This window comes from Rubrilithobacter danxiaensis (genome assembly GCF_047272945.1).
Taxonomy (GTDB): domain Bacteria; phylum Bacteroidota; class Bacteroidia; order Sphingobacteriales; family Sphingobacteriaceae; genus Rubrolithibacter; species Rubrolithibacter danxiaensis.
The window spans coordinates 281,166-304,098 of the sequence record NZ_JBKOPS010000005.1; the positions used below are offsets into that span (position 1 = coordinate 281,166).

Annotated in this window: 21 protein-coding genes; 11 read left to right on the forward strand and 10 right to left on the reverse strand. The window is 39.6% G+C overall.

Annotation, left to right across the window (positions count from 1 at the left end; translation table 11 throughout):
* The first annotated feature begins 25 nt into the window (after window positions 1-25).
* Window positions 26-826, forward strand: a complete 801-nt coding sequence (locus ACLCDL_RS08590; protein WP_423147873.1) for an alpha/beta hydrolase — start codon at window positions 26-28, stop codon at window positions 824-826.
* Window positions 827-856: 30 nt separating this feature from the next.
* Window positions 857-1,654: an SDR family NAD(P)-dependent oxidoreductase gene (locus ACLCDL_RS08595; protein WP_423147874.1), complete on the forward strand. Its 798-nt coding sequence runs from the start codon at window positions 857-859 to the stop codon at window positions 1,652-1,654.
* 132 nt (window positions 1,655-1,786) lie between these two features.
* On the opposite strand, the gene ACLCDL_RS08600 is transcribed toward ACLCDL_RS08595, so the two are convergent.
* The gene (locus ACLCDL_RS08600; protein WP_423147875.1) at window positions 1,787-2,944 is read right to left on the reverse strand and encodes a zinc-dependent alcohol dehydrogenase; all 1,158 of its coding nucleotides are present in this window, start codon (window positions 2,942-2,944) and stop codon (window positions 1,787-1,789) included.
* A gap of 299 nt (window positions 2,945-3,243) precedes the next feature.
* Here ACLCDL_RS08600 and ACLCDL_RS08605 point away from each other — a divergent pair, with 299 nt between their 5' ends.
* Together ACLCDL_RS08605 and ACLCDL_RS08610 are read left to right on the forward strand one after the other, a co-directional pair.
* Entirely contained in the window at window positions 3,244-4,467 is a 1,224-nt protein-coding gene (locus ACLCDL_RS08605) for a PQQ-dependent sugar dehydrogenase (protein ID WP_423147876.1), read from the forward strand.
* 768 nt (window positions 4,468-5,235) lie between these two features.
* Window positions 5,236-6,369: an alpha/beta hydrolase gene (locus tag ACLCDL_RS08610; RefSeq protein WP_423147877.1), complete on the forward strand. Its 1,134-nt coding sequence runs from the start codon at window positions 5,236-5,238 to the stop codon at window positions 6,367-6,369.
* A 322-nt stretch (window positions 6,370-6,691) separates the two neighbouring features.
* Here ACLCDL_RS08610 and ACLCDL_RS08615 read toward each other — a convergent pair whose 3' ends face one another.
* The 9 genes from ACLCDL_RS08615 to ACLCDL_RS08655 form a co-directional block, all read right to left on the reverse strand.
* A complete protein-coding gene (locus ACLCDL_RS08615; RefSeq protein WP_423147878.1) occupies window positions 6,692-6,820 on the reverse strand; it encodes a hypothetical protein in 129 nt (42 codons plus the stop codon).
* Between the two features lie 240 nt (window positions 6,821-7,060).
* Window positions 7,061-7,543, reverse strand: coding sequence for a cupin domain-containing protein (locus ACLCDL_RS08620; RefSeq protein ID WP_423147879.1), 483 nt, complete (start codon window positions 7,541-7,543; stop codon window positions 7,061-7,063).
* 5 nt (window positions 7,544-7,548) lie between these two features.
* Window positions 7,549-8,646, reverse strand: coding sequence for an alpha/beta hydrolase (locus ACLCDL_RS08625; RefSeq protein ID WP_423147880.1), 1,098 nt, complete (start codon window positions 8,644-8,646; stop codon window positions 7,549-7,551).
* Window positions 8,647-8,663: 17 nt separating this feature from the next.
* Window positions 8,664-9,392, reverse strand: coding sequence for a carboxymuconolactone decarboxylase family protein (locus ACLCDL_RS08630; RefSeq protein ID WP_423147881.1), 729 nt, complete (start codon window positions 9,390-9,392; stop codon window positions 8,664-8,666).
* Window positions 9,393-9,487: 95 nt separating this feature from the next.
* Window positions 9,488-10,594: an alpha/beta hydrolase gene (locus ACLCDL_RS08635; RefSeq protein ID WP_423147882.1), complete on the reverse strand. Its 1,107-nt coding sequence runs from the start codon at window positions 10,592-10,594 to the stop codon at window positions 9,488-9,490.
* Window positions 10,595-10,632: 38 nt separating this feature from the next.
* The gene (locus ACLCDL_RS08640) at window positions 10,633-11,268 is read right to left on the reverse strand and encodes a flavodoxin (protein WP_423147883.1); all 636 of its coding nucleotides are present in this window, start codon (window positions 11,266-11,268) and stop codon (window positions 10,633-10,635) included.
* A gap of 56 nt (window positions 11,269-11,324) precedes the next feature.
* Window positions 11,325-12,185 (reverse strand): DUF4440 domain-containing protein, encoded by an 861-nt coding sequence (locus ACLCDL_RS08645; protein ID WP_423147884.1) that lies wholly within the window; start codon window positions 12,183-12,185, stop codon window positions 11,325-11,327.
* A gap of 46 nt (window positions 12,186-12,231) precedes the next feature.
* Window positions 12,232-13,215, reverse strand: coding sequence for an aldo/keto reductase (locus tag ACLCDL_RS08650; RefSeq protein WP_423147885.1), 984 nt, complete (start codon window positions 13,213-13,215; stop codon window positions 12,232-12,234).
* A gap of 20 nt (window positions 13,216-13,235) precedes the next feature.
* Window positions 13,236-14,087 carry an aldo/keto reductase gene (locus tag ACLCDL_RS08655; protein WP_423147886.1) on the reverse strand — a complete coding sequence of 284 codons (852 nt, stop codon included), beginning with the start codon at window positions 14,085-14,087 and terminating at the stop codon, window positions 13,236-13,238.
* A gap of 180 nt (window positions 14,088-14,267) precedes the next feature.
* Between ACLCDL_RS08655 and ACLCDL_RS08660 the strand changes: the two genes are divergently transcribed.
* From ACLCDL_RS08660 to ACLCDL_RS08690, 7 genes are all read left to right on the forward strand, one after another.
* Window positions 14,268-15,155 carry a helix-turn-helix domain-containing protein gene (locus ACLCDL_RS08660; RefSeq protein WP_423147887.1) on the forward strand — a complete coding sequence of 296 codons (888 nt, stop codon included), beginning with the start codon at window positions 14,268-14,270 and terminating at the stop codon, window positions 15,153-15,155.
* A gap of 801 nt (window positions 15,156-15,956) precedes the next feature.
* Complete coding sequence (locus ACLCDL_RS08665; protein ID WP_423147888.1) at window positions 15,957-16,760, forward strand: type IV toxin-antitoxin system AbiEi family antitoxin domain-containing protein; 804 nt, start codon at window positions 15,957-15,959, stop codon at window positions 16,758-16,760.
* Entirely contained in the window at window positions 16,760-17,542 is a 783-nt protein-coding gene (locus ACLCDL_RS08670; RefSeq protein ID WP_423147889.1) for a nucleotidyl transferase AbiEii/AbiGii toxin family protein, read from the forward strand. The genes ACLCDL_RS08665 and ACLCDL_RS08670 overlap by 1 nt, the downstream gene beginning before the upstream one ends.
* A 2-nt stretch (window positions 17,543-17,544) precedes the next feature.
* Complete coding sequence (locus ACLCDL_RS08675; RefSeq protein WP_423147890.1) at window positions 17,545-19,038, forward strand: restriction endonuclease subunit S; 1,494 nt, start codon at window positions 17,545-17,547, stop codon at window positions 19,036-19,038.
* 5 nt (window positions 19,039-19,043) lie between these two features.
* Complete coding sequence (locus ACLCDL_RS08680; RefSeq protein ID WP_423147891.1) at window positions 19,044-20,624, forward strand: AAA family ATPase; 1,581 nt, start codon at window positions 19,044-19,046, stop codon at window positions 20,622-20,624.
* On the forward strand, window positions 20,621-21,499 hold the full coding sequence (locus tag ACLCDL_RS08685) for a hypothetical protein (protein WP_423147892.1): 879 nt from the start codon (window positions 20,621-20,623) through the stop codon (window positions 21,497-21,499). The genes ACLCDL_RS08680 and ACLCDL_RS08685 overlap by 4 nt, the downstream gene beginning before the upstream one ends.
* Window positions 21,496-22,929, forward strand: a complete 1,434-nt coding sequence (locus tag ACLCDL_RS08690; protein ID WP_423147893.1) for a type I restriction-modification system subunit M — start codon at window positions 21,496-21,498, stop codon at window positions 22,927-22,929. Before ACLCDL_RS08685 ends, ACLCDL_RS08690 begins: the two co-directional genes overlap by 4 nt.
* Window positions 22,930-22,933 lie beyond the last annotated feature (4 nt).

Here is a 22,933-nt window from a genome sequence, read left to right on the forward strand (position 1 = left end):
GTCTTGACAGGAAAATATCTATCATATGAAAAACACCATCCTTTTTATTCATGGGATGTTTCAGAATCCCAAAAGCTGGCAAAAGTGGGTCGATTTCTTTAGTCAGCGAGGTTACAATTGTTTAGCCCCTGCCTGGCCTTTACATGAAGGCGAACCGGCAAGTTTACGTCAAAATCCACCTGCAGGTTTAGGCGATCTTTCCCTTAATGATATTGTGGGAAAGATTGAGGAAGAGGTTTTAAAACTGGATGAAAAACCTAGTGTAATAGGCCATTCAGTAGGTGGATTGATTGTTCAGCTGCTTGTCAATCGGAACATGGCACAAATGGGTATTGCCATTGATTCTGTGGCTCCTAATGCCATGCTTGATTTTGACTGGGCCTTCTTTAAGAATAGTATGGCTATTACCAATCCCTTAAAAGGGAACGATCCTTTTTATATGGATCTGGAAACCTTTCACAGCTCTTTCTGCAATACCATGAGCATGGAAGAGACGAAATCGGCCTACGAGCAGTTTGCCACACACGACAGCCGGAACGTACTGCGCGATTGTATGGGAGAGGCAGGACAGATAGATCTGGAACTGCCGCATGTCCCTTTATTGTTTATAGCCGGCGAAAAAGATCAAATCATCCCTGCATCTTTAAGTGAAAAAAACTATAAAGCCTACAAAGACGAAAACAGCATTACTGATTTTAGAGAGTTTACAAATCGAGGCCATTTTATATGCGGGCAGCCCGGATGGGAGGAAGTCGCTGAATATGTAAGCAGCTGGTTAGAGAGGCATGCACGTCCGGTTGAAGAAATCAGGAATTTCTATCAGTAAATTAAGTTGAAAAAATAAAGTATTATAATCATGACAGCAAATAAAAAATATGCACTGATAACCGGTGCAACAAGCGGAATCGGCTATGAACTGGCTAAACTCTTTGCCAAAGATCAGTTTAACCTGGTAATTGTGGCCCGCAGCGAAGAGGAGCTGCAAAAAACATCGCAGGAATTAAAACAGCAGTATAACGTTGAAGTGGTTACTATTGCCAAAGATTTATTTAAACGGGAAGCTCCTTTTGAAATATATGATGAAGCGAAAGCCAAAGGCATTCGGGTTGATGTTTTAGTAAATGATGCGGGGCAGGGAGAATTCGGAAAGTTTGCAGAAACAGATATTAACCGCGAACTGGATATTATCCAATTGAATATCGGCGCTTATGTGGCGCTTACAAAATGTTTTTTAAAAGATATGATACAGGGAAAGGACGGGAAGATACTGAATGTGGGTTCGATAGCGGGCGAAGCTCCAGGACCGTGGCAATCTGTATATCATGGAACGAAAGCCTTTGTAAATTCATGGACTGAAGCAATCCGGAATGAGCTTAAAGATACCGGAGTTTCCGTTACCTGCCTGCTGCCCGGAACTACGGATACAGACTTTTTCAATAAAGCCGACATGGAAAGCTCTAAACTTGTGCAGGAAGGCAAAATGGCTGATCCTGCAACAGTAGCAAAAGATGGTTATGATGCTTTATTGGCTGGAGAGGGCAGTATTATCTCCGGATTTAAGAATAAGATGATGGTTGGAATGGGAAAAGTACTTCCCGATAGTATATCCGCCGAGCAGATGAATAAGCAGCAGGCTCCTGCTGATAAAAAGTAAAATTGAGGGTATGTAAAAGCCAGTGTTAATGCAGTTACACTAAGCTTGTCGAAGTGCATGGTGCGTGGATGGTTGCCTTACACGCCTTGCTTCGACAGGCTCAGCATGACCTTTCGCATACCTGGAATTCAATCAGGGTTTTAATATCACTTTAACACAATCGTCTTCTTTGTTTTTAAATATATCAAAGGCATGGGATGCCTGATCTAAAGGAAGTGTGTGTGAAATGATATCATCAAGCACTACTTTCTCATCTTTAACCAACTGAAGTAAATGATCAATATAATTTTGCACCGGCGCCTGGCCCTGTTTTATTGTGATCCCTTTATCAAACATCCGATGGACAGGAAAATTATCGTAAGGTGAACCATAAACGCCGACTATCGAAACTGTTCCTGCCCGGCGAACAGCTTTAAAACAATTTTCAATCACCTTTGATGTTCCTTTTTCAAAATTGACGACTGCTTTGGCCTTTTCAAGGATATTTCTTTCAGCTTCAAATCCAACTGCATCCACACAGACATCGGCACCTCTGCCTCCGGTCATTTCCCTTATTGCTTCAATCGGGTCAACTTCATGAGGATTGATTGTTTCTACTTTATTCACTGAACGGGCTCTTTCAAGGCGATAATTTAAGGGGTCGATGGCTATTACGCGGCTGGCCCCATTTAACCAGGCTGCTTTTTGTGCCATTAATCCCACAGGCCCCGAACCAAATATGGCTACCACTTCCCCTCCTTTCAGCTGCGCCCAGTCTATAGCAGTCCAGCCGGTCGGGAAAATATCGGTTAAAAATAATACCTGCTCATCAGTCATGTTTTCAGGAATAATACGCGGACTGATATCGGCATAAGGCACACGTACATATTCAGCCTGACCTCCCGAATAGCCTCCATATAAGTCGGTATAGCCAAACAATGCACCTCCTTTTCCATCAAGCATATCGCCTTCGGGGCCATAATGTTTATGATTGGAGTTTTCACAATGCGGCGTAGCACCGTGAGTGCAAAAGAAGCAATGCCCGCAGGCTATCGGAAAAGGAACAACCACCCTGTCGCCACGTTTAAGCCTTGTAACTGCTGATCCGACATCCTCTACAATGCCCATAAATTCATGTCCCATAATCATGTCTTTAAGCTGAGGAACTCCGCCATCATATATATGGAGGTCTGATCCGCATATAGCTGTCGAGGTTACTTTTAAAATAACGTCTCCGGAATCCTCAATACGTGGATCTTCAACCGTATCAACTGTAATATCGCCGGGTTTGTGAAATACTGCTGCTTTCATAGAGTAAATGTTTTGAAGTAGATGTTAAAGGACTAACAATAAATGCATTGTACAGTTTCCTTAATATTGCAGATAAAGGAAGATTGAAGTACTCGGATTCGTAATCCTGTCCTCGCTGAAGGTTTATCAGATCAGGTTTCCCAAAGCAGAAAATTGTCAATTCCCATTATTGATGAGGTGCCTATACTTATACCCATGATATAGAAAACGAAAGTTAAGTGCGTAGAAACTTTTTTAATTTTTTTATAACAATAACAATTGCCTCCTGTTAAATTTTAAATCCCTTCAACTTTGCACTTATGAAAACCTGGATCAAGACTCTTGCTATTACAGCCATCGTTACTGGTTTAGTTTATAGCTGCTCTAAAAAAGACAGCTTTTGGGATACAATCGTTCCTGAAACTGAAGAAGACCCGACCTCAACAGAAATTAAAGGATTTGTATTCAGGCCTGCTCTGGCTCCTGCTTCAGATGAAAATATTCAGCAGTTAAAAGTTCCGGCTGGTTTTACAGTGAAAAAATTTGCAGATCAATTAGGCAAGCCAAGGATCGTTACGGTAAGCAGCACAGGAAATGTTTATGTTTCTGACAGGGAAGCAGGAATTGTAATGCTTTTAAAAGATACGGATAACGATGGAGTTTCTGATAGTAAGCAAACCGTAGCAACGATTAAACAGGTGCATGGGCTCACTATCCATAACTCTAAAATATATATGGTATCGGTAAGAGATGTTTATACCGCTGATATTAATACAGACGGAACTCTGGGTACACCGCAACTGATTATTAGTACGTTACCTGACGGAGGCCAGCATCCTAACCGTACGCTTGCTTTTGGACCTGATGGAATGCTTTACATTACTGTTGGAAGCACATGTAATTCATGCCCGGAGCCGAATGCGAAGAATGCCACTATTTTAAGAGCTAATGCTGATGGTTCTAACCTGCAAATTTTTGTAAAGGGTTTGAGAAATACAATAGGATTTGGGTGGCATCCGGAAACAGGGGAACTTTGGGGAATGGACCACGGAATAGACTGGCTTGGAGATGAGGAGCAGAAAGAAGAACTGAATCAGATTAAGCAGGATGCAAATTACGGATGGCCCTATATTTATGGAGAAGGCAAATATAATCCAAGCGACAGACCGAAAGGAGATACAACCTATAATCAATATTTAAAATCAACCACACTTCCAACATTAACTTATCAGGCGCATTCAGCTCCAATGCAACTAATTTTTTATACCGGCAGTTCATTTCCTGCAGAGTACAAGAATGATGCTTTTATTACTATGCGGGGATCCTGGAACAGGAGTGTCCCAGCGGGGTATAAAGTAGTACGCCTGCATTTTGAAAATGGCAAACCAGTCCGTTTTGATGATTTTCTAACCGGATTTCTTATTAATAACAACAGAGCTCATTTTGGAAGATTAGTTGGCTTAGCTGTACATCCTGACGGTTCTTTACTCGTTTCAGATGATACTAATGGAGTTATTTACAGAGTTTCTCGTAATGACATCTGATAATAAGTATCAATAGCTTGATTGCTTGGTTTGATAGGAAGTTTTTTAGAAATGAGACTAGAAACTCCTACTACGATCTTAGTAGGTTACTGTTACGAATTTTAAGAAATCTGGTAGGATCTTATGGAATTTTATTAGATGGAAAACTTTTAATACTGTTTAACCTAATAAATAATTCTAACACTTGCTTTAAATCGTTAAAACTCATTTCCCCGCAATCCGTCAGAAATATATTCGTATTTTCCATATCCTTAATTACAGTAAAATTTGAATCCTTGGTTTTAACCGCCATTCGTTCAAGCTTGTCATCTTTGATTGAACTGCTTTCAAAGGAATTTATCAGTGATATGCTAAAAGTTTTCATTAATAATTGGAATTTATCCGTCTTTAAAAAAATTTAGTATAACACATACTGGAGAAGATTGTGGATTCTCTGAGTATTTGATTGATAAAAATTACCTTATTAAAATACTGGAATTTTACCATTAGTTTTTAAGATTTGCAAATCTCGCCAAGAAACTGCTATAATAAAAAATAAGCGCTAACGAGGGCGTTTAGTTGGAAATTATTTTATAGTGGAAGCAACTTCAAGCCCTACACTCTGCTCAATTAATGTGTTTCTGTCTTCAGACTCAATCCTTTTGATAGTATTATTTATAAAAACTTTTTAAACCTGATTAGGAGGATTGTTATTTTTTTAAATCAACACCTGTTTGGTACGATTATTTTATACCTACATAATATTATAAATTATTTAGTATCTATTTTATGAAAACAAAGTATTTAACCACCGAAAAAAAGATATCAAAAGGTTACAGTGCTTTCAGTCATGTCTTTTATAAAGGACTGATTGTAGCAATACTCGGTATCTTGGTTTTATCATCTTGTAAGAAAAAGAATGATGAACCCAAAGTTACTCCTACAGGTCCAAAACCGGAATGGGCTCCTAATATTAAGCCGGAAATGCAGGCTGTAATTGAAAAACTTGCAAGTTTTGGTGCACCACCTTTAACAACACTCACTGCACAGGAAGCAAGAAAGCAGCCCTCATTTGCAGATGCTTTAAAGGCTGTAATGCAAGAAAATGGCATTTCTATGCCGCATACTAATGTTGATACTACAGGCAAAAATATTCCTGTTCAAGGTGGTTCTATCCATCTGCGTGTTTACACGCCACAATCAGGAAATGGCCCTTTCCCTGTAATTGTTTATTATCATGGGGGAGGCTGGGTAATTGCTAACCTGGACACTTATGATGCCTCCGCCCGCGCTTTGGCAGACAAAGCAGGTGCCGTCTTGGTATCTGTTGCGTACCGGCAGGCGCCAGAATATAAATTTCCAACTGCTCATAATGATTCATATGCGGCTTATCAATGGGTGCTGAATAATGCTTCTACAATTAATGGCGATCCGACAAAAGTTGCAGTTGTAGGAGAAAGTGCCGGAGGTAATTTAGCAGCAGCAGTAAGTATAATGGCAAGAGATAATGGTATTGCATTACCTGTTCATGAAGTACTTGTTTATCCAATTGCCGGTATTGATACTACAACGGCTTCTTACAATAAATATGTTACTTCAAAGCCTCTAAATAAGCCTTTAATGGAATGGTTTTTTGCAAAGTATTTGCCTGATGCTGAAGCAGGTCATAATCCCTTAATTAATTTGGTAGGAGCAAATTTGGCAGGTTTACCTCCAACTACTATAATTTCTGCTCAGCTTGACCCCTTACAAAGTGAAGGAGAAATGTTGGCCGATAAATTGCAGACGGCAGGTGTTACAGTAACGCAAAAAACTTTTGAAGGAGTTACTCATGAATTTTTTGGAATGGGTGCTGTAGTACCGGATGCAGAACAAGCAGAGAACATGGCAGCCGATGAACTTAAAAAGAGTTTTAATAAATAATATTAATTCTGATTCGATTAGTGAATTAAATTAGAAATAGCTGTCTTTTTAGACGGCTATTTTCTAATATTAAATGTAACCTAAAAAATATCAACTTCTCTGAAAGCCGCGCTTGAATCAGTCTCTCAATTTTTAAATAATAATTGCGGTATCGGGATTACAAATCCAATGAGAAGAATCTTTCTGCTTAGATGCATTAAATTGAAAGGTGGTTTTTGTTTGTCCTTGACAACAATTCTGAAATACAATCATTTACTTGATTCAAGTGACGAAATGAGGTAGCAGATTAAGGGCTGATAATAGACAGAGACTAATATTATTTTTATGCAGCTATTGCCCAACATGCTGTGCGGGTTATTTCCGAAGGGCTATACCAGGAAGTGAAAGAGTATAATCTTCGCACATCCATTATTTCACCTTGAGCAGTAGCAACAGAACTGTCAAACATCATTACGGAAGAAGATGTTGTTCAAGGGCATCAAGGATTTCTATGAAAACTTTGCAATTCCGGCAGATTCCTTTGCAAGAATGGTCGCTTTTACTATCAGTCAACCGGAAGACGTAAACATCAATAAAATATTGTTCCGTCCAACAAAACAAGCATTTATAGCAGAGTACATGTGTAAGTAGGGGCTTGGTGAAGCAGCATTATATTGACTGTTCATTTTTTAAATTTAAGATGATACTTGATTTATTTTGAATATTCCTCCTCTGTGACAGGTTTCAGCCATTCTGTTGGCCCTTTTTCTCTTCCTGTTATGGCCACCTGAATAAATTCTTTATTCGCACTTGCGCCATGCCAGTGCGGGACATTAGGCGGGCACTTTACCACATCGCCTTTATGGAGAACTTTCTTTGGTTGTCCTTTTTCCTGATAATATCCTTCGCCTTCTAAAGCCAATATAATCTGCCCGGCCGGATGACTATGCCAATTGGTCCTTGCGCCCGCTTCAAAGGTTACACTTCCTGCCGCGTTCTGGTTGACACTGTCAGCTTCAACCAACGAGTTTAGCCAGGCGGTACCTATGAAATTGCTGCTGGTGATTTTTTCACCCCGCGGAAATATTTTGTCATTCTTAATAACTGTCTGTTCCTGCTTTGCTGATTGTGTGCAGGAAGTAATGACAATGGATATAACAGCGATTATCATTAAGTATTTATATCTTTTCATCATAATTATTAAAGATTCTTACCAAAGAAACTGGTTAATTTGTTTACTGCCTGCTCTACATATTCGGGTTTCCAATACGTTTGTATATGCGTAGCGCCATCAATCACAAAAAGTTCCTTATTTTTCGCATTGGCTGCTTTGGCAAACGCTTCATCAGTCATGTATTTTGTATCGGCTTTACTGCCAGCCATCATGAGCAAAGGCTGGTTGATTAATTCGATTTGGTCGGTGGCATCCCAGGTCATTAAATCCATCAGGCTGCTCGTGGTGTATAAAAAGGTTGAATTGGGATGTGCATGAGTTCTGTAATAGTACTCGTATCCTTCACGATATAAATCCGTCCGGGTTTTGGCAATTTCTTCATCTGTGATGCTCGCCACACCTGAATAAAGAGGTTTGCCACCTGTTTCTATCCGCTCATCTTCCTTGATTTTACCACCCGCTTTTTCTTGCGCACGGGCATCCGAAGCTTGTTTCAAGCGTTCCTGAATAGTGTTTAACTGGGAATTTTGAAAGCCATTGCGTCTTACTTCACCTGAGTTGAACATGCTCAAAGTGGCAACGGCCATAATGCGTTTATCTGATTGGGATGCTTTTAAAGTATAACCACCGCTGCCACAAATCCCTAAAGCGCCTATTCGGTTCGCATCCACGCCCGGATATTGCGAAATAAAGTCAACCATACCGTGAATGTCTTCTGTTCGGTATTGGGGTTTATCCGTATGACGAGGCTCGCCGCCGCTTGCGCCCTGGTATGATGCGTCGGCAGCAATGGTGATGTAACCGGCTTCCGCCAAACGCTGCGCATACAATCCGGCTGTCTGTTCTTTTATACCTCCGTTAGGATGTGCTACCGTTACTGCGGGATATTTCTTTGACGGATCATAATTGGCCGGTGTATAAACATTGGCAGCAATGTCAATCCCGTTCAGTTTATAGGTAACTGGATGAATGTTTACTTTCCCTTTTTCATTTTTGGTAATGGCTCCTTCATATACCAAAGTCCAGGGATTTTGTTGATGTACCTTTTGAGCCGATTGTGCATTTACCGCATCTGCAGCTGCTATTGACGCTGCTATTGCGATGATTGATGCTATTTTTTTCATGTTGTTATGTTTTAATTTTATTGTGAATGGTTGTTTTTCAGCACTTCGTCCAATACGGATTGAGCTGATTCTGCTTCTTTTTCACCTGCGGTTGTTTTTATAACTTTCACAAATTGCTGCAATTTGCTGGGGGTTAAGCCGACATTCAGGCAGATGTTCAAATGCGAACGAAGCATAGGTTCCACGCCGCCAATGCTGCTGAGGACTGATATGGTAACCAGCTCTCTTTCTGCATAGGTTAAAACATCCCGTTCAAAAATATCAGCGAAAAGATGCTCTTTCAGGAAAATTTCTATTTCGGGGGCAAATGCCGAATAGCCGGTTTTGGGACCATTCTGCGGAGCGCCCAAAAGTGTGTCTAAAATAGCTTTCCCCCGGTCGTATTTGCTGCGTTTATCATTTATGGGCGATGCTTCGGCACCTATTACATCATTAATACCTTTGGTTTTGCGTTCATTTAAGACAGCCATAAAAGTCTGCAGCCCGCGAATGCTGCGGGGAAATCCGGCATAGGCATAGAGATGAACGATAGCTTCTTTGATTTGATTAACGGTCAATCCGGCATCAAGTCCTGCATTCAGTTCTGTTTTCAGCTTTGCTAAATCGCCTTTTGCCGTAACTGTCGCAATTCGGACAAGGGCTTGCTGCTTCGTGCTTAAATTTTGATTTGTATCCGTTTGGGCATTCACAGCGATTGTAACCATTATTGCCATTACAAATAGTACCGATTTTAAAAACTTGCTCATTATCATTTTTTATCCTCCGAAACAAATTGATGGTACAAAGTTCTGAACTGAAACCGATAGAAGGGGTAAATGGATTACGGTTTTACCTGCCAATATTACTTATCCAACCCTTTTGCCTTTAGCCATTTGGATAATTCGTCCGCTATCTGGATATTGTTTAAGTCAGAAAAGGCAAAATGTGTATTGCCTTTGATACCGATTTTCGGCAGGTGTACCACCGTTGCGTCGCCCCCGTGTTTGTTGATGGTGGCAGCCCAAATCTTTGCCATTTCAAGTCCTGAACGCCAATGGTCTTTATTCCATACTTTAGTCGGTTCCCCGGCAATGTTGTCTCCATAGTAAACAACTATTGGTATTTTGGTCAGCTTGATGAAATCCGACAAGGGTATTTCCACACCTTTCAGTTCACCAAAAAGACCTGCGGATTTTATCGGCTGGGGCAGTTCTCCTTGAGGGAACACGAAGCTGCTGTAGGGTTCATAGGCCACTACGGCTTTCACCTTATCGTTTTTGACAGCCGTAAACCAGCCCGGGCTGCCCCCCTGTGAATGCGTAACCAAAATGCCTTCTCCAATCTTATCAAACAATTGTGAAACCGCATCCGAAATAACGTTGGCATCAAAACTGCCCGTGTTCGGGGTCATCTGTCTGAAAAACTGTTCCAGGGAAGCCGAATCTTTTGGAAACTGAACATTTGGAAAATAATCGGGATAATTACCTAACCTGAACTGCGTAAACCAGAACTGCTCGTCTGGTGTTGGCGTAATCGTTACGGCAACGGTGCTCTTCCCCGCCTCACCACGCCTGGGCTGGTCAAGAAGGTAAACAGGAAATTTCCTACGAAGAAAAATATTCTGAAAACCTTCTCTTCCGTCTGGTGTTGTTTCCCATGTTTTTTTGGACTGTCCGGCTCCATGCAGAAAAACCAGGGGATACCTTCGGGCTTTTACCGGAATTTGATAAAAAGCATAAGCATGGTCGCCGTGAAAAGTCTGTCCCTGGGGTTTCAAAACGCTGTTCAAATCGAAGCTTCCGGGTTCGGTAATCTTTGTTCCGCCTACTGCAAAGCTGCCCTGTTCCTGAATCATTAACGGTTCCCTGCTTGTGCTTTCTTTTATTGATGTACATGCAGTAAAAAGGGCAGAGGCCGTAATCGCTGAAAGAGCAAAATATATTCGGTTTATCTTTTTCAATTTATTCATGATAACTTTTTTGAATGTAATACAATTCAGCCTGGTACTTACTTAATTATCCCTATTTTTCGCAGCCATTGCTGCACTTCGTCCTGCACCTGTTTTTCTTTTTCGCCTTTCATTACAAAATAAATTCCGTCTCTTTCCACTCCGCCTTTGGTTGAAAAACCTTCTAATACCTTGCTGTTGGGGCACAGTTGTTTTATGGTCTGGAAACTGCTTCCAACACCATAACCCGCGTTTGTATTAAATGGAATTACGGTTTTACCGCTGAAATCATATTGATGCAAAAAGCTTTTCACCGGCGGCGGCAATTGCATATCCCAGGTAGGAAAGCCCACAAACACGACATCGTATTTTTCAATGCCGGCAATCTTTGTTTTTAACGGCGGTAAATAGCCTGTTTCATTTTCCCTGTCTACCTGCTGCACGATGGCTTGATAGTTCTCTGGGTATGGCTTTTCCATTTCAAGTGCAGCCAATGTTCCTCCCACATTATTGTGGATGATTTCCGCTGCTGCCTTTGTGTTATTTGTCCGGGACAGGTACACAATTAATATTTTGCTGCTGTCTAAAACAGTGTTCATTTTAGCGTTAATATCCTTTGTTTGGGATGAAGAACAAGCTGAAACTGAAAGCAAAAAAGCCAGCAGTATATGCGCCATATAGGTGGTTGTTTTCATTAATGTCTTTTTTATTCACAGTGAGACATGCTGCTGATAGATTAAAGGTGCCTGCCTCAATGTTGTGTATCGTTAGGCCTAAGCAGTTTAGTAAACGACAAGGAGTCTAACATCCATCTGCCGTTCTCTTTAATATATACTTCAGTAACGATAAAGGGATTGGTTACTTCATTGCCGCCTACCACAGCCAGTAAGGTGATGTTATTTAACAGGATAGCAGTGCTGCCGATTATATTTACAGAGACTGAATGGATATCGGCTTTCTTATACCAAATCCCGCCGCTTTTGATAATGTTGAGTTCAGAAGTTTTTCCCCAGCTGCCTCCCATATGTACGAAAACGGATTTTTCATCGAACAGTGCATTTAAAGAATCCACATTTTTGTCTGCCATCCATTGCCATTTCTTTTGTGAAAGGCTTTTGATTTCCTCTTCTGCATTTGTGTTATTGACAACCGGAGGTTTTACGCTGTTATATTCTGTATCTGTTACTCTTTTCTGCCATATTGTTTTTCCTTTTTGAGTTGGCGTAACGCCGATATATGCAAAGCTGCTGCTGGGCGATGCGCCGTGCCAATGCTCTACGCCGGGAAGGCATTTTATGACATCTCCTTTATGAACTATTTGAATTGGTCTGCCCTTTTCCTGGTAATAACCGACGCCTTCCGTGATAAGTAAATATTGCCCTGCAGGATGAATGTGCCAGTCTAGCTTTGAGCTGGGTGCAAATGCTGCCTGCGCCAAACTAAGATTAAAGATGCTGTCAGGCTCGGCCAATTCACTCAGCCATACAGTTCCGGTGTAATTATCAGTGTTCGCAGCTATTTTACCTTTTGGAAATACAGGCGTCTCTTGTGCCGTTATCCTGCTGGAAAGAATGGCAGATAATAAAATCATTAAATACAGTGCTTTTTTCATGGTTCTTCTTTTTGATATTTTACTTAAGTAATTTATTTCTGCCTGCTTAACGACCCGCCATTTTTTGCGCCTGCTCCGGATAACGGGCACCCTGTACTTCAATTTTTGAAACTGCATCATCAATTTCTTTGAGGTCATTCTCCGTTAATTTGATTTCAGCCGCTCCAATATTTTCTTCCAGCCGGTGCAGTTTGGTAGTGCCGGGAATAGGAACAATCCAGGGCTTTTGCGCCAGCAGCCAGGCTAATGCTATTTGCGCATTCGTTGCATTTTTTTCATTTGCAATCCTGCCTAACAAATCAACTAATACCTGGTTCGCTTTTCTGTTTTCTTCAGAAAAACGCGGAACAGTATTTCGAAAATCACTTTTATCAAACGTGGTGTTTTCATCAATCTTTCCTGTAAGAAAACCTTTACCAAGCGGGCTGAATGAAACGAAGCCAATTCCAAGTTCTTCCAATGTTGGAATGATTTCTTTTTCCGGTTCTCTCCACCAAAGCGAATATTCACTCTGCAGTGCCATTACCCGCTGCACAGCATGTGCTTTACGAATGGTCCCGGCACCTGCTTCTGAAAGACCAAAGTGTTTTACTTTTCCTTCTTTGATTAAGTCCTTCACTGTTCCTGCAGCATCTTCAATGGGAACATTGAGGTCAACACGGTGTTGATAAAATAAATCAATAACATCTGTTCTCAAACGTTTCAATGCTGCTTCCGCAGCCGCTCTTATATTTTCCGGACGGCTGTCGGTTCCTAAAGCTGTTTTACCTTCCCTGAAACCAAATTTGGTGGCAATCACTGCTTCTTTTCGAAATGGCTGCAACGCTTCGCCTAATAATTCTTCATTTGCACCAGGCCCATACGCTTCGGCGGTATCAAAAAAAGTAACGCCGAGTTCAAAGGCTTTTCTGATTAATTTAATGGCATCTTGTTTATCTATTGCAGGACCTAAACCAAAACTTAATCCCATACAACCCAAACCAAGAGCGGATACTTCCAATCCGCTTTTTCCTAATTCTCTCTTTTCCATGCTTTTCTTTGTTAGCGGGTTTAGTTATCCAATTTTCTTTCTCCAAGCCATTTTACCATTGCCGGGTCGCGGTGGTCGAAGAAGCTGCTCGTTTTTGTGTCCAGTATCTGGATGGCTTCCATATCTTCAGCACTTAATTCATAGTCAAGCACATTTAGATTTTCTTCCATTCTTTCTTTGCGAACCGATTTTGAAAGAACAACAATTCCTCTTTGGGAAATCCATCGAAGAATGACCTGGGCAGCGCTTTTCTGATATTTCGCAGCAATGGAAAGCAGCAGCTCGTTTTTAAAAATATCGTTTCTTCCCTCTGCAAATGGAGCCCATGCTTCAATCTGTACCTTGTTTTCCTGTAAAAACTTTTGTGCATCAATCTGCTGATTGAAAGGATTTACTTCAATCTGGTTGACTGCCGGAGCAATTTCGTTGTGAATAATCAAATCCATAAGCCTGTCCGGCTGAAAGTTGGAAACGCCGATGGCTCTGATCTTTCCTTCTTTGTATAGCTCTTCCATCGCTCTCCATTCACCATATACATCGCCATAGGGCTGATGAATAAGGTATAAATCCAGGTAGTCTACTTGCAATTTCTTCAATGAATTTTCAAAAACCTTTTTTGTTCCTTCATAACCATTGGATTGTATCCAAAGCTTGGTGGTGATAAAAAGTTCTTCCCTCGGCACACCGCTGTTTTTGATGCCTCTGCCAACAGCTTCTTCATTCATGTAGGATTGAGCCGTATCGATAAGGCGGTAACCTGTTTCGACAGCGTCAACAACGCTTCTTTCACATTCTTCTAAATCTGTTACCTGAAAAACGCCAAATCCTAAGATGGGCATTTCAACGCCGTTGTTTAACACTGCTTTTTCCATAATATTTTTCTATAAGTATCTGCCTCTGATAAACAATACAAAGTTCCGGCCTCTTGTTCTTTAAATTGTTATACAGATTACGGATATGTTTACCAATATTACTGATTGGAACTCTGAGAGTAGTTCCGGGATAAATAAAGCGGTAAATTTGAATGAGAAAAATAACAGGGCATGAATAGCATGAAAAGGTTTGAGACTATAAATGACTACAATGTTTTTAACAATACAGAAACGCTTCACCCGCTGGTAAGCGTGATTGATATGTCGAAGGCAAATCCCCGGCAGGCCTCCAATATGTATTTCGGATTTTATACCGTCTTTTTAAAAGAAATAAAATGCGGCGACCTGCGCTACGGCCGGCATACTTATGATTACCAGGAAGGGACATTGGTGTTTATTGCTCCGGGACAAGTAGTCAGCGTTGAAAACACAGGAGAAACTTACCAGCCCAAAGGCTATGCGCTTGTCTTTCATCCCGATTTGATACATGGCACTTCCTTGGGAAGACATATCCAGGAGTACAGCTTCTTCGGCTATCAGTCGAACGAGGCACTTCATCTCTCTGAACGTGAACGTAAAATTGTGCTGGAATGTTTCTCCAAGATTGACTATGAGCTTGAACATCCTATTGATAAGCACAGCAAACGGCTGATTGTATCAACTATCGAGCTGCTGCTTAATTACTGTGTCCGTTTCTATGACCGCCAGTTTATTACCCGCGACAATGTTCACAAGGGCGTTTTGGAAAGGTTTGAAAATTTATTGAATGAGTATTTTCAATCGGATAAACCACAAACCACAGGTCTGCCTACTGTTGCCTACTGCGCAGACGAACTCAGTTTATCTCCAAACTATTTCGGAGACCTGATTAAAAAGGAAACTGGTAAAACGGCTCAGGAGTATGTACAGTCAAAAGTGATCAGCATCGCCAAAGAAAAGATATTTGATACAAGTAAAACAGTTAGTCAGGTGGCTTATGAGTTGGGCTTTAAGTATCCACAGCATTTTACCCGATTGTTCAAACAGCGTGTTGGTTATTCACCTATAGAGTTTAGGATGCTCAATTAGAGATTGCTGTTTTTTTATCATTACGATGGCAGGCAAGACAATGGCAAAGCTACTTCAAGGTGGAAAAATAAGACTTAAAACCCAATGATGCTTAGTAAAAGACAATTGCCTTTCCAAAAGAGTAAGCTTTAGTTAATAATACAGAAAAAATTAAAGTTTTAGGCTTAGAGTTATTTATAATCTAAACTTCATATTATTGACACCGCTGAATTATAGCCCACATAGAATAATTTATGCCGCTAAAATATCTACCATAAGCTTCAAATCAGAAATTAAATAGTTCGAGTTTTGTACCAGCGGGATCACAAAAATTTAAAAAGCCTTCAGATCATTGATTTGAAGGCTTTTTAGTTCGATTAAACGTTGCAAACAACGGCAAGATCTTCAAATGTATTGATTTACAAGTGGTTCAAAGTTCGAGTACCAGTAGGTGGGTAGGTATATTAAAGTTCTGTTTTCCCTTCTAATTTAATCTCGTTCAAATATTGGTCAATGACTATTTTGTCCTCTCTCCATAAAATCAAGAATAATTTTAGCTTGTTCTTCTGAAATTATAATGCCGTCTTGAGCTAATATTTAACGGTTTTCACGAGAAATCTTATTTATTTTATCTGAAGAACTGTGATAGGATATGCCTTTTTTCATAAACCACGGCGAAATTCTATACTTAATATTTTTCGAGCGTTACTCTGAATTATTAATAGATTATTATGACTAGGCATAGTAAACTATGAATATTTTAATTAAGTTTACGTCTGCAAAAAGGGATTTAAAGCATCCCTTTGAACAAACAACAACTTAATGAAGCTTCAGTACGGATATTTGGAGGATTTTCTTGTCGACCTGCGTTCAGCGGGGCGGTATGCGTTTTCTTTGGGCGAAGTGAGACACAAATTTGAGCAGTCCGATGAAGCAATTAAAAAAGCGTTGCAGCGACTTAAAGGAAAGCGGGAAATTGCATTGGTGCGAAATGAATTTTATGTTATAGTAACGCCTGAATATAGAAGCAAAGGGATGCCTCCACCATCTTTCTTCGTTTCAGATCTAATGAAATTTTTGAATCGGGAGTATTACGTTGCACTATTAAACGCGGCTGCTTACTATGGGGCTGCTCATCAGCAACCGCAATCCTTTTCTATAATAACCACAAAACCCAGCTTAAGGGATATTGAAAAGGACAATCTTAAAATAAAGTTTCTTGTAAAAAAAGATTGGTCGGAAGCTGATATAATAAAGAGGAAAGTTGACACAGGTTACATCAATATTTCTTCTCCCGAATTAACTGCACTAGATCTGGTGTATTACTATGAGCAGTCTGGAGGCATGAACAGAGTAGTTACTGTTTTAGAGGAACTAACCGAGTCTATAAAAGCTGATAAGTTAGTAGAGACTGCCTCAAGGTACTCTCCGGTAACTGCCGTTCAGCGTTTGGGGTTCCTATTTGATGAAATATTAGGATTAAAGGACTTCAGTGCACCCCTGAAAGGGTATCTAAATACGGTTAATCATTTTCCGGTCTTACTTAGGCCACAAAAAGAAAAAGTGGATATGATTACTGGGAATGATTGGAAGGTTGTACAGAACATAGAAATAGAAGTTGATTAATGGTACCTAAAGCGTATATAACGGCATGGCGAAATAAAGCTCCCTGGCAGGAAGATTATCAGGTAGAACAAGATCTTGTGATTGAACGATCACTGATGGCCATTTACGAGGATGACTTTCTCCGTGAGCGGCTTGCTTTTAGGGGAGGCACTGCGTTGCACAAGCTACACTTGGCACCGGCGGTTAGATACTCAGAAGATATTGACCTTGTGCAAGTCAAATCCGAACCGTTCGGTCCCATTATAAATAGGCTGAGAGAGGTATTATCATTTTTAGGTAACAATCCCGTCAGGAAACAAAAACAGCACAACAACACACTAATCTATAGATTTAATTCTGAAGACGATATTCCCCTCCGGTTGAAGGTTGAAGTGAACTGTCGCGAACATCACACCATTTATGGCATTAAAGAGGTTCGCTATACAATGGATTCTGAATGGTACAAAAATAAGGTTTTAATTCCCACTTACGAATTAGCAGAATTATTAGGAACCAAAATGAGGGCTATGTATCAGCGTAGTAAAGGAAGAGATCTTTTTGATATGTGGTATGCGATGAAGCAAACTTCTATTGATTCAACCAGAATTTTGGAAGCTTGGAATTTTTATATGGAGCACGAGGAACATAGCGTTACTAAACAGGAGTTTATGGATAACATGGGAAAGAAAGCTGCTGACAAAGAATTTGCAACCGATATGGAAGGTCTTCTGAGGCCAGGGATTCTTTATAATGTAAAAGACGCATATAAACTTATAGAAATCGAACTATTGGAAAAAGTCTAGTGATGAACAAAGATTTAGGATTATATCATTTGCCAGAAAACTGGCAGCTAGTTCATTTGGAAGATATTGCGCTCTTTTCCAAAGGAAGAAAAACTGCCCTTACTAAACAACAGCAGGAAAATACCATTTCCTATCTGGATATTGAAGCATTTGAAAAAAACCAAATAAAGCAATATGCTATTGCAGCCGACGCGACACTGATAGATGAGAAATCATTGGCTATGGTCTGGGATGGAGCCAGGTCAGGATTGGTCTTCAAGGGAAAAGAGGGTGCATTAGGGTCTACATTGATGAAAATTACCCCAGTCCTCGTTAAAGAGCTTTATATCTACTATTACCTTCAGTTTATCAATGGTTATATAAAAAGTCACACTAAGGGTACAGGTATTCCTCATGTAGATCCGCAAGTGTTATTTAAAATTAAAGCACCATTACCTCCTATTGAAGAGCAGGAAAGGATTGTTCAAAAGATAGAAGAGTTATTCAGTGAGCTAGATGACAGTATTCAGAAAGTAAAAGAAGCTCAATCAAAACTGAATTTGTTTCAACAGGCGCTTTATGAGGAAACCTTTAAACGCATTACTGTAGAACGTGAGGCTTCATTGAGTGAAATTTGTTCAATAGTAGGAGGCGTAACAAAAGGACGCAATCTGACAGGAAAAGAAACAGTAGAATTGCCTTATCTAAGGGTGGCAAACGTCCAAGATGGTTACTTAAACTTAGAAGATGTAAAAACCATCAGAATCCCTATAAAAGAAAAGGATAAATATTTACTTTCTATCGGTGATATTCTATATACCGAAGGAGGAGATCGAGATAAATTGGGAAGAGGTACAGTGTGGCAAGGCGAAATAGATGAGTGCATCCATCAAAATCATATTTTCCGGGCAAGGCCAAAATCACCTGACTATAATTCAAATTATATATCATACTACTCAAAAACAAAAGCAGCAAGGGAATATTTTTTCAAGAGTGGTAAACAGACGACTAATCTTGCTTCTATAAATATCTCAATTCTATCGAACTTAATAATTCCTCTGGTTTCGCTTGATGAGCAAATAAAAATTGTAGAAAAGATAGATGCACAATTGAGTATATATAGCCATTCAGTTTTAAAGGTCCAATCAATACAGGTTCAAATGGATTACGCAAAGCAAAGTATTTTAAAAAAAGCTTTTAACGGATTTCTCGTTTCACAAAAGTCATCTGATATTTCTATAAACAGTCTATTAACAGAAATAATTTATGAAAGGCAAAGGATGGTCTCCGCTGCAAAAAACGAAATCAAGAAAAAGCCTAAAAAAACTAAAATTACGATGAATAACAAAGATATTATTGAGATACTTCAGGCATCACAGCAATCATTGTCCGCGAAAGAAGTATGGGAGAGTAGTCGATATAAAGGCGATATCGAGAAATTCTATGCTGCATTGAAAAAGATTTCACATCTCATTAAAGAGGATCCTAAAGGTTTCATTTCACTTAGAGAAAAATAGAGATTATGAGAGTTGATCAAGTACATATCAAGACGACATTTAAAAATCTCACAGATTTTCAAATCGACATTGACGAGAAAGCGATGGAAACGGTCTTGTTGGGGCTTAATGCTACCGGCAAATCAAATTTTATGGAAGCCCTGGTTATAATATTCAGAGATCTAGATTTGACTTATAACTATAATCGGAAACAATCGCCTGTTTTCGATTTTTATATAAAATATGAGTGCCGTAATCGAATGATTGAGGTAAGTTATGAGAAAGGTAAATACAAGTTCATCGTTGATGGGACCGTTGAAACTACAAATTTTACGAAAAATATAGATCAATTTCTTCCCAAACATATATTTATTTATTATTCCGGGATCAGTGATAGGTTAAATGATCTTTATATACCTCATCAAAAACTTTACTATGATCTAATCATAAAGGAGCACGCCAAAATAGAGAATTTCAATTCTATCCGCAGAATCTTTTTAGCACAAAACGTCCATGCCAATTTTGCTTTGATTGCGTTTTATCTTTTTCCAGATCAGTCAGCCGAGACATTGCAATTTTTAAAACAAGAACTAAAAATTACCGATTTTGGATCTGCATTGTTTATGCTAAAAGAACCTGCATGGGTTCAATCAAAAAATAAAACTGAACTATTTTGGGGAGCAGAAGGCTTAGTTAGAAAACTACTGGATGATCTGTATGGAATTGCATTTGCCCCTATAGAGGAAAAGGCACGGGTAAATGTAAGCTACAAAAAGACAGAAACCCAATATCGAAAATATTTATTCATCAAAGACCTTAACGATTTTAAAAAGCTGGTTGATGCAAAGTATAGCAATAAGATAGAATTGTTCAATGCCTTGGAAAGCATCCACATTTCTAACCTTTTACATGATGTCAAAATTACTGTTGGTAAAGAATCAGTGGATGGCGAGCTCGCTATGAACGAGCTTAGTGAGGGAGAAAAACAATTATTAACAGTTTTAGGGCTGCTGAAATTTACCAAGGACGAAGAATCTTTGGTATTACTTGACGAACCAGATACGCATCTAAATCCGTTATGGAAATGGAAATACCTGGATTATCTTGATAGTGTGGTGAAAAGGCAAGAGACAACTCAAATCATCTTTTGTTCTCATGATCCTCTGGTAATTGGTAACCTGAAAAGAAATCAGGTGCAAGTCTTTAAGAAAAATGAAGAAGGTAAAACGGAGGCATTCAATCCGTTTGTCAGTCCACGAGAAATGAGTGTTTCTAAAATACTTACCAGTGAATTATTTGGGATTCCTTCACTGATCAGCAAAAAGCTTGAAGACTTGCTTAATCAGAAGCGTTATCTGCAAGCTAAGCTCACAAATGGAGAGTTACCGGAAGATGAGCGAGTAGAATTTGAGCGCCTGAAAAAATATTTTGATCGTATAGGGTTTGACGATGATACAGCTGACAGCAGATATAACAAGTTTTTGCAGCTCACAAGTGAAAATGAAGCTTTTGTCAATCGAAAATATACCAAAGCAGAAGAGGAAGAATTAGATAAAATTGCCCGCGAAGTACTTGATGAAATAATCAAAGAAGAGAAAAAAGCATGAGGTATATCGATAATAGTACGCTTGAGCAGGCAGCCGTTGATATTGGGTGGGATGCTATAAGGCAAGCCCATCTGAATGCGATGGCAGGTTTATCTGTAGCCGAATTAAAGGCTTATATAACAGACCATCCGGATTGGAATATGTTTCAGCCTCGCATGCTTTCCCTTTCGCACAATAAGTGCTGGTATTCTGAAGCTCCTATTGGCAATGGGGATTTTGAGGTTGATCATTTTCGACCAAAAAATAAATCCAAGCAGAAAACTGATTATACAAACGCCAAGAGCAAATCAGTTGTTCATAAGGAAAATGGTTATTGGTGGAAGGCATACGATTGGGATAACTACAGGTTAGCTGGTGCATTGGCAAATAAACTAAGACGTGACCGTCTTGGTGATTGTGAAGACGTAAAGGGAAAAGGAGATTATTTCCCTCTCAATTTGGTTTTGGGCCGGGTTGCAAATGATGAAGAAAATTTGGCTTGCGAAGATCCTGTCCTATTGGATCCTACGAACCCTGTAGACGTATCCTTGCTCACTTTCGACAAGGGTATTCCCATTCCAGCAACGACAGATGAAGATGAAATAGATAGGGTTAAACAATCTATATTTTATTATCACCTAGACTTGGATCAGCTTAATACTGCAAGGAAAATAGTCTGGGATGATTGTGTAGCTCAAATAAAGGACGCAAAAAAGAATATTGACAACTCTGCACCGGCAGTGAAAAAAGCAATGGTCAGGAAGTGTTTTGAAGAATTAATTAAGCTGGTGGATTCCGAAAGAAAATCATATACAAGTACTGCAAAGGCGTGCTTAATGGTCCATTCAGAACTTAATGGATATTCTTGGTTAAAAAATTTCGTAAGAACGTTATGACAACAAATAATCTTGTACAAAAAATATGGTCATTTTGCGATACGTTGCGGGATGATGGCTTAGGATATAACGATTATTTGGAACAGCTCACTTATCTGCTGTTTCTAAAAATGGCAGATGAGAACAAAAATAAATACAGCTTACCAGATATCTGTAACTGGAAAAGCCTTGTAGCTAATAAAGGAGGTGAACTACTGGATCAATATGAGAAGATATTGAAAACACTCACTGATTCGGGAGGCATGTTAAAAAAGATTTTTTCAGGCGCACAGAATAAAATTCATGATTCATCGAAACTTCAGAAGCTTATCAACCTCATTGATGAGGAGAATTGGACATCAACAGGCTATGATATCAAAGGTGAAATCTATGAATCCTTGCTGCAAAAAAACGCCGAGAATAGTGGTGCTGGTCAATATTTTACACCCCGATCTGTAATTCAAGCAATAATTGAGTGTATAAAACCTCAGCCTTCAGAGACGATAGTCGATCCTTCATGTGGCACAGGTGGCTTCTTTTTAGGGGCACTGGAATATTTAAACAGGAAGAATCTTACTCAGGAAGAAAAAAAGTTCATCAAGTTCAACACATTTCATGGATGGGAAATAGAAAAGGCAACTGCACGCCTTTGTTTAATGAATCTCTATTTACATGGTGTAGGTGATTTGAAAAAAACTCCGGATATACAGGTTACCGATAGCTTGAAAGCAAATAATATTAAAAAGGTAAAGATAGTATTGGCTAATCCCCCTTTTGGGAAGAGCAGTAGCGATATTCCCACGAACGATCAAAAAATGGCTGAAAAAGACGGCTATTTCCTGAGAGAGGATTTCTGGGTTACAACAAGTAATAAGCAACTTGCTTTCTTACAGCACATAGTTAACATGCTGGAGGATGAAGGGCGTGCTGCCATTGTCCTGCCGGATAATGTACTTTTCGAAGGCGGTGCTGGCGAGATAATACGTCGCAAACTTCTTGAAGAGGCTTATCTGCACACTATTTTGAGATTGCCTACCGGTATTTTCTACGCCCAAGGCGTAAACGCTAATGTCTTGTTCTTCGATAAAAAGCAAGTTTCTAAAAAATCGAAAAAGGAAGTCTGGTTCTACGACTATAGAACGAATATCCATCACACCCCTAAGAAGAACCCACTATCTTTTAATAGTTTACGGCCGTTCGTTGAATGCTATAATGAAAGTAAGAGGAAGGAAACATGGGGAAAGGACAACTTACACGGACGCTGGAGAAAATACAGTCATGAAGAGATATTAACCAGGGATAAAGTGAATTTTGACATTATCTGGTTAAAAGATGAAAATTCAATTGATATGGAGGCGCTGCCTGAGCCGGACGTCTTAATTGGTGAAATTATAGATAGCTTAGAAACCGTCCTAAACAACTTGAGAAACGTAAAGGACTCGGTATCCTAGTAAG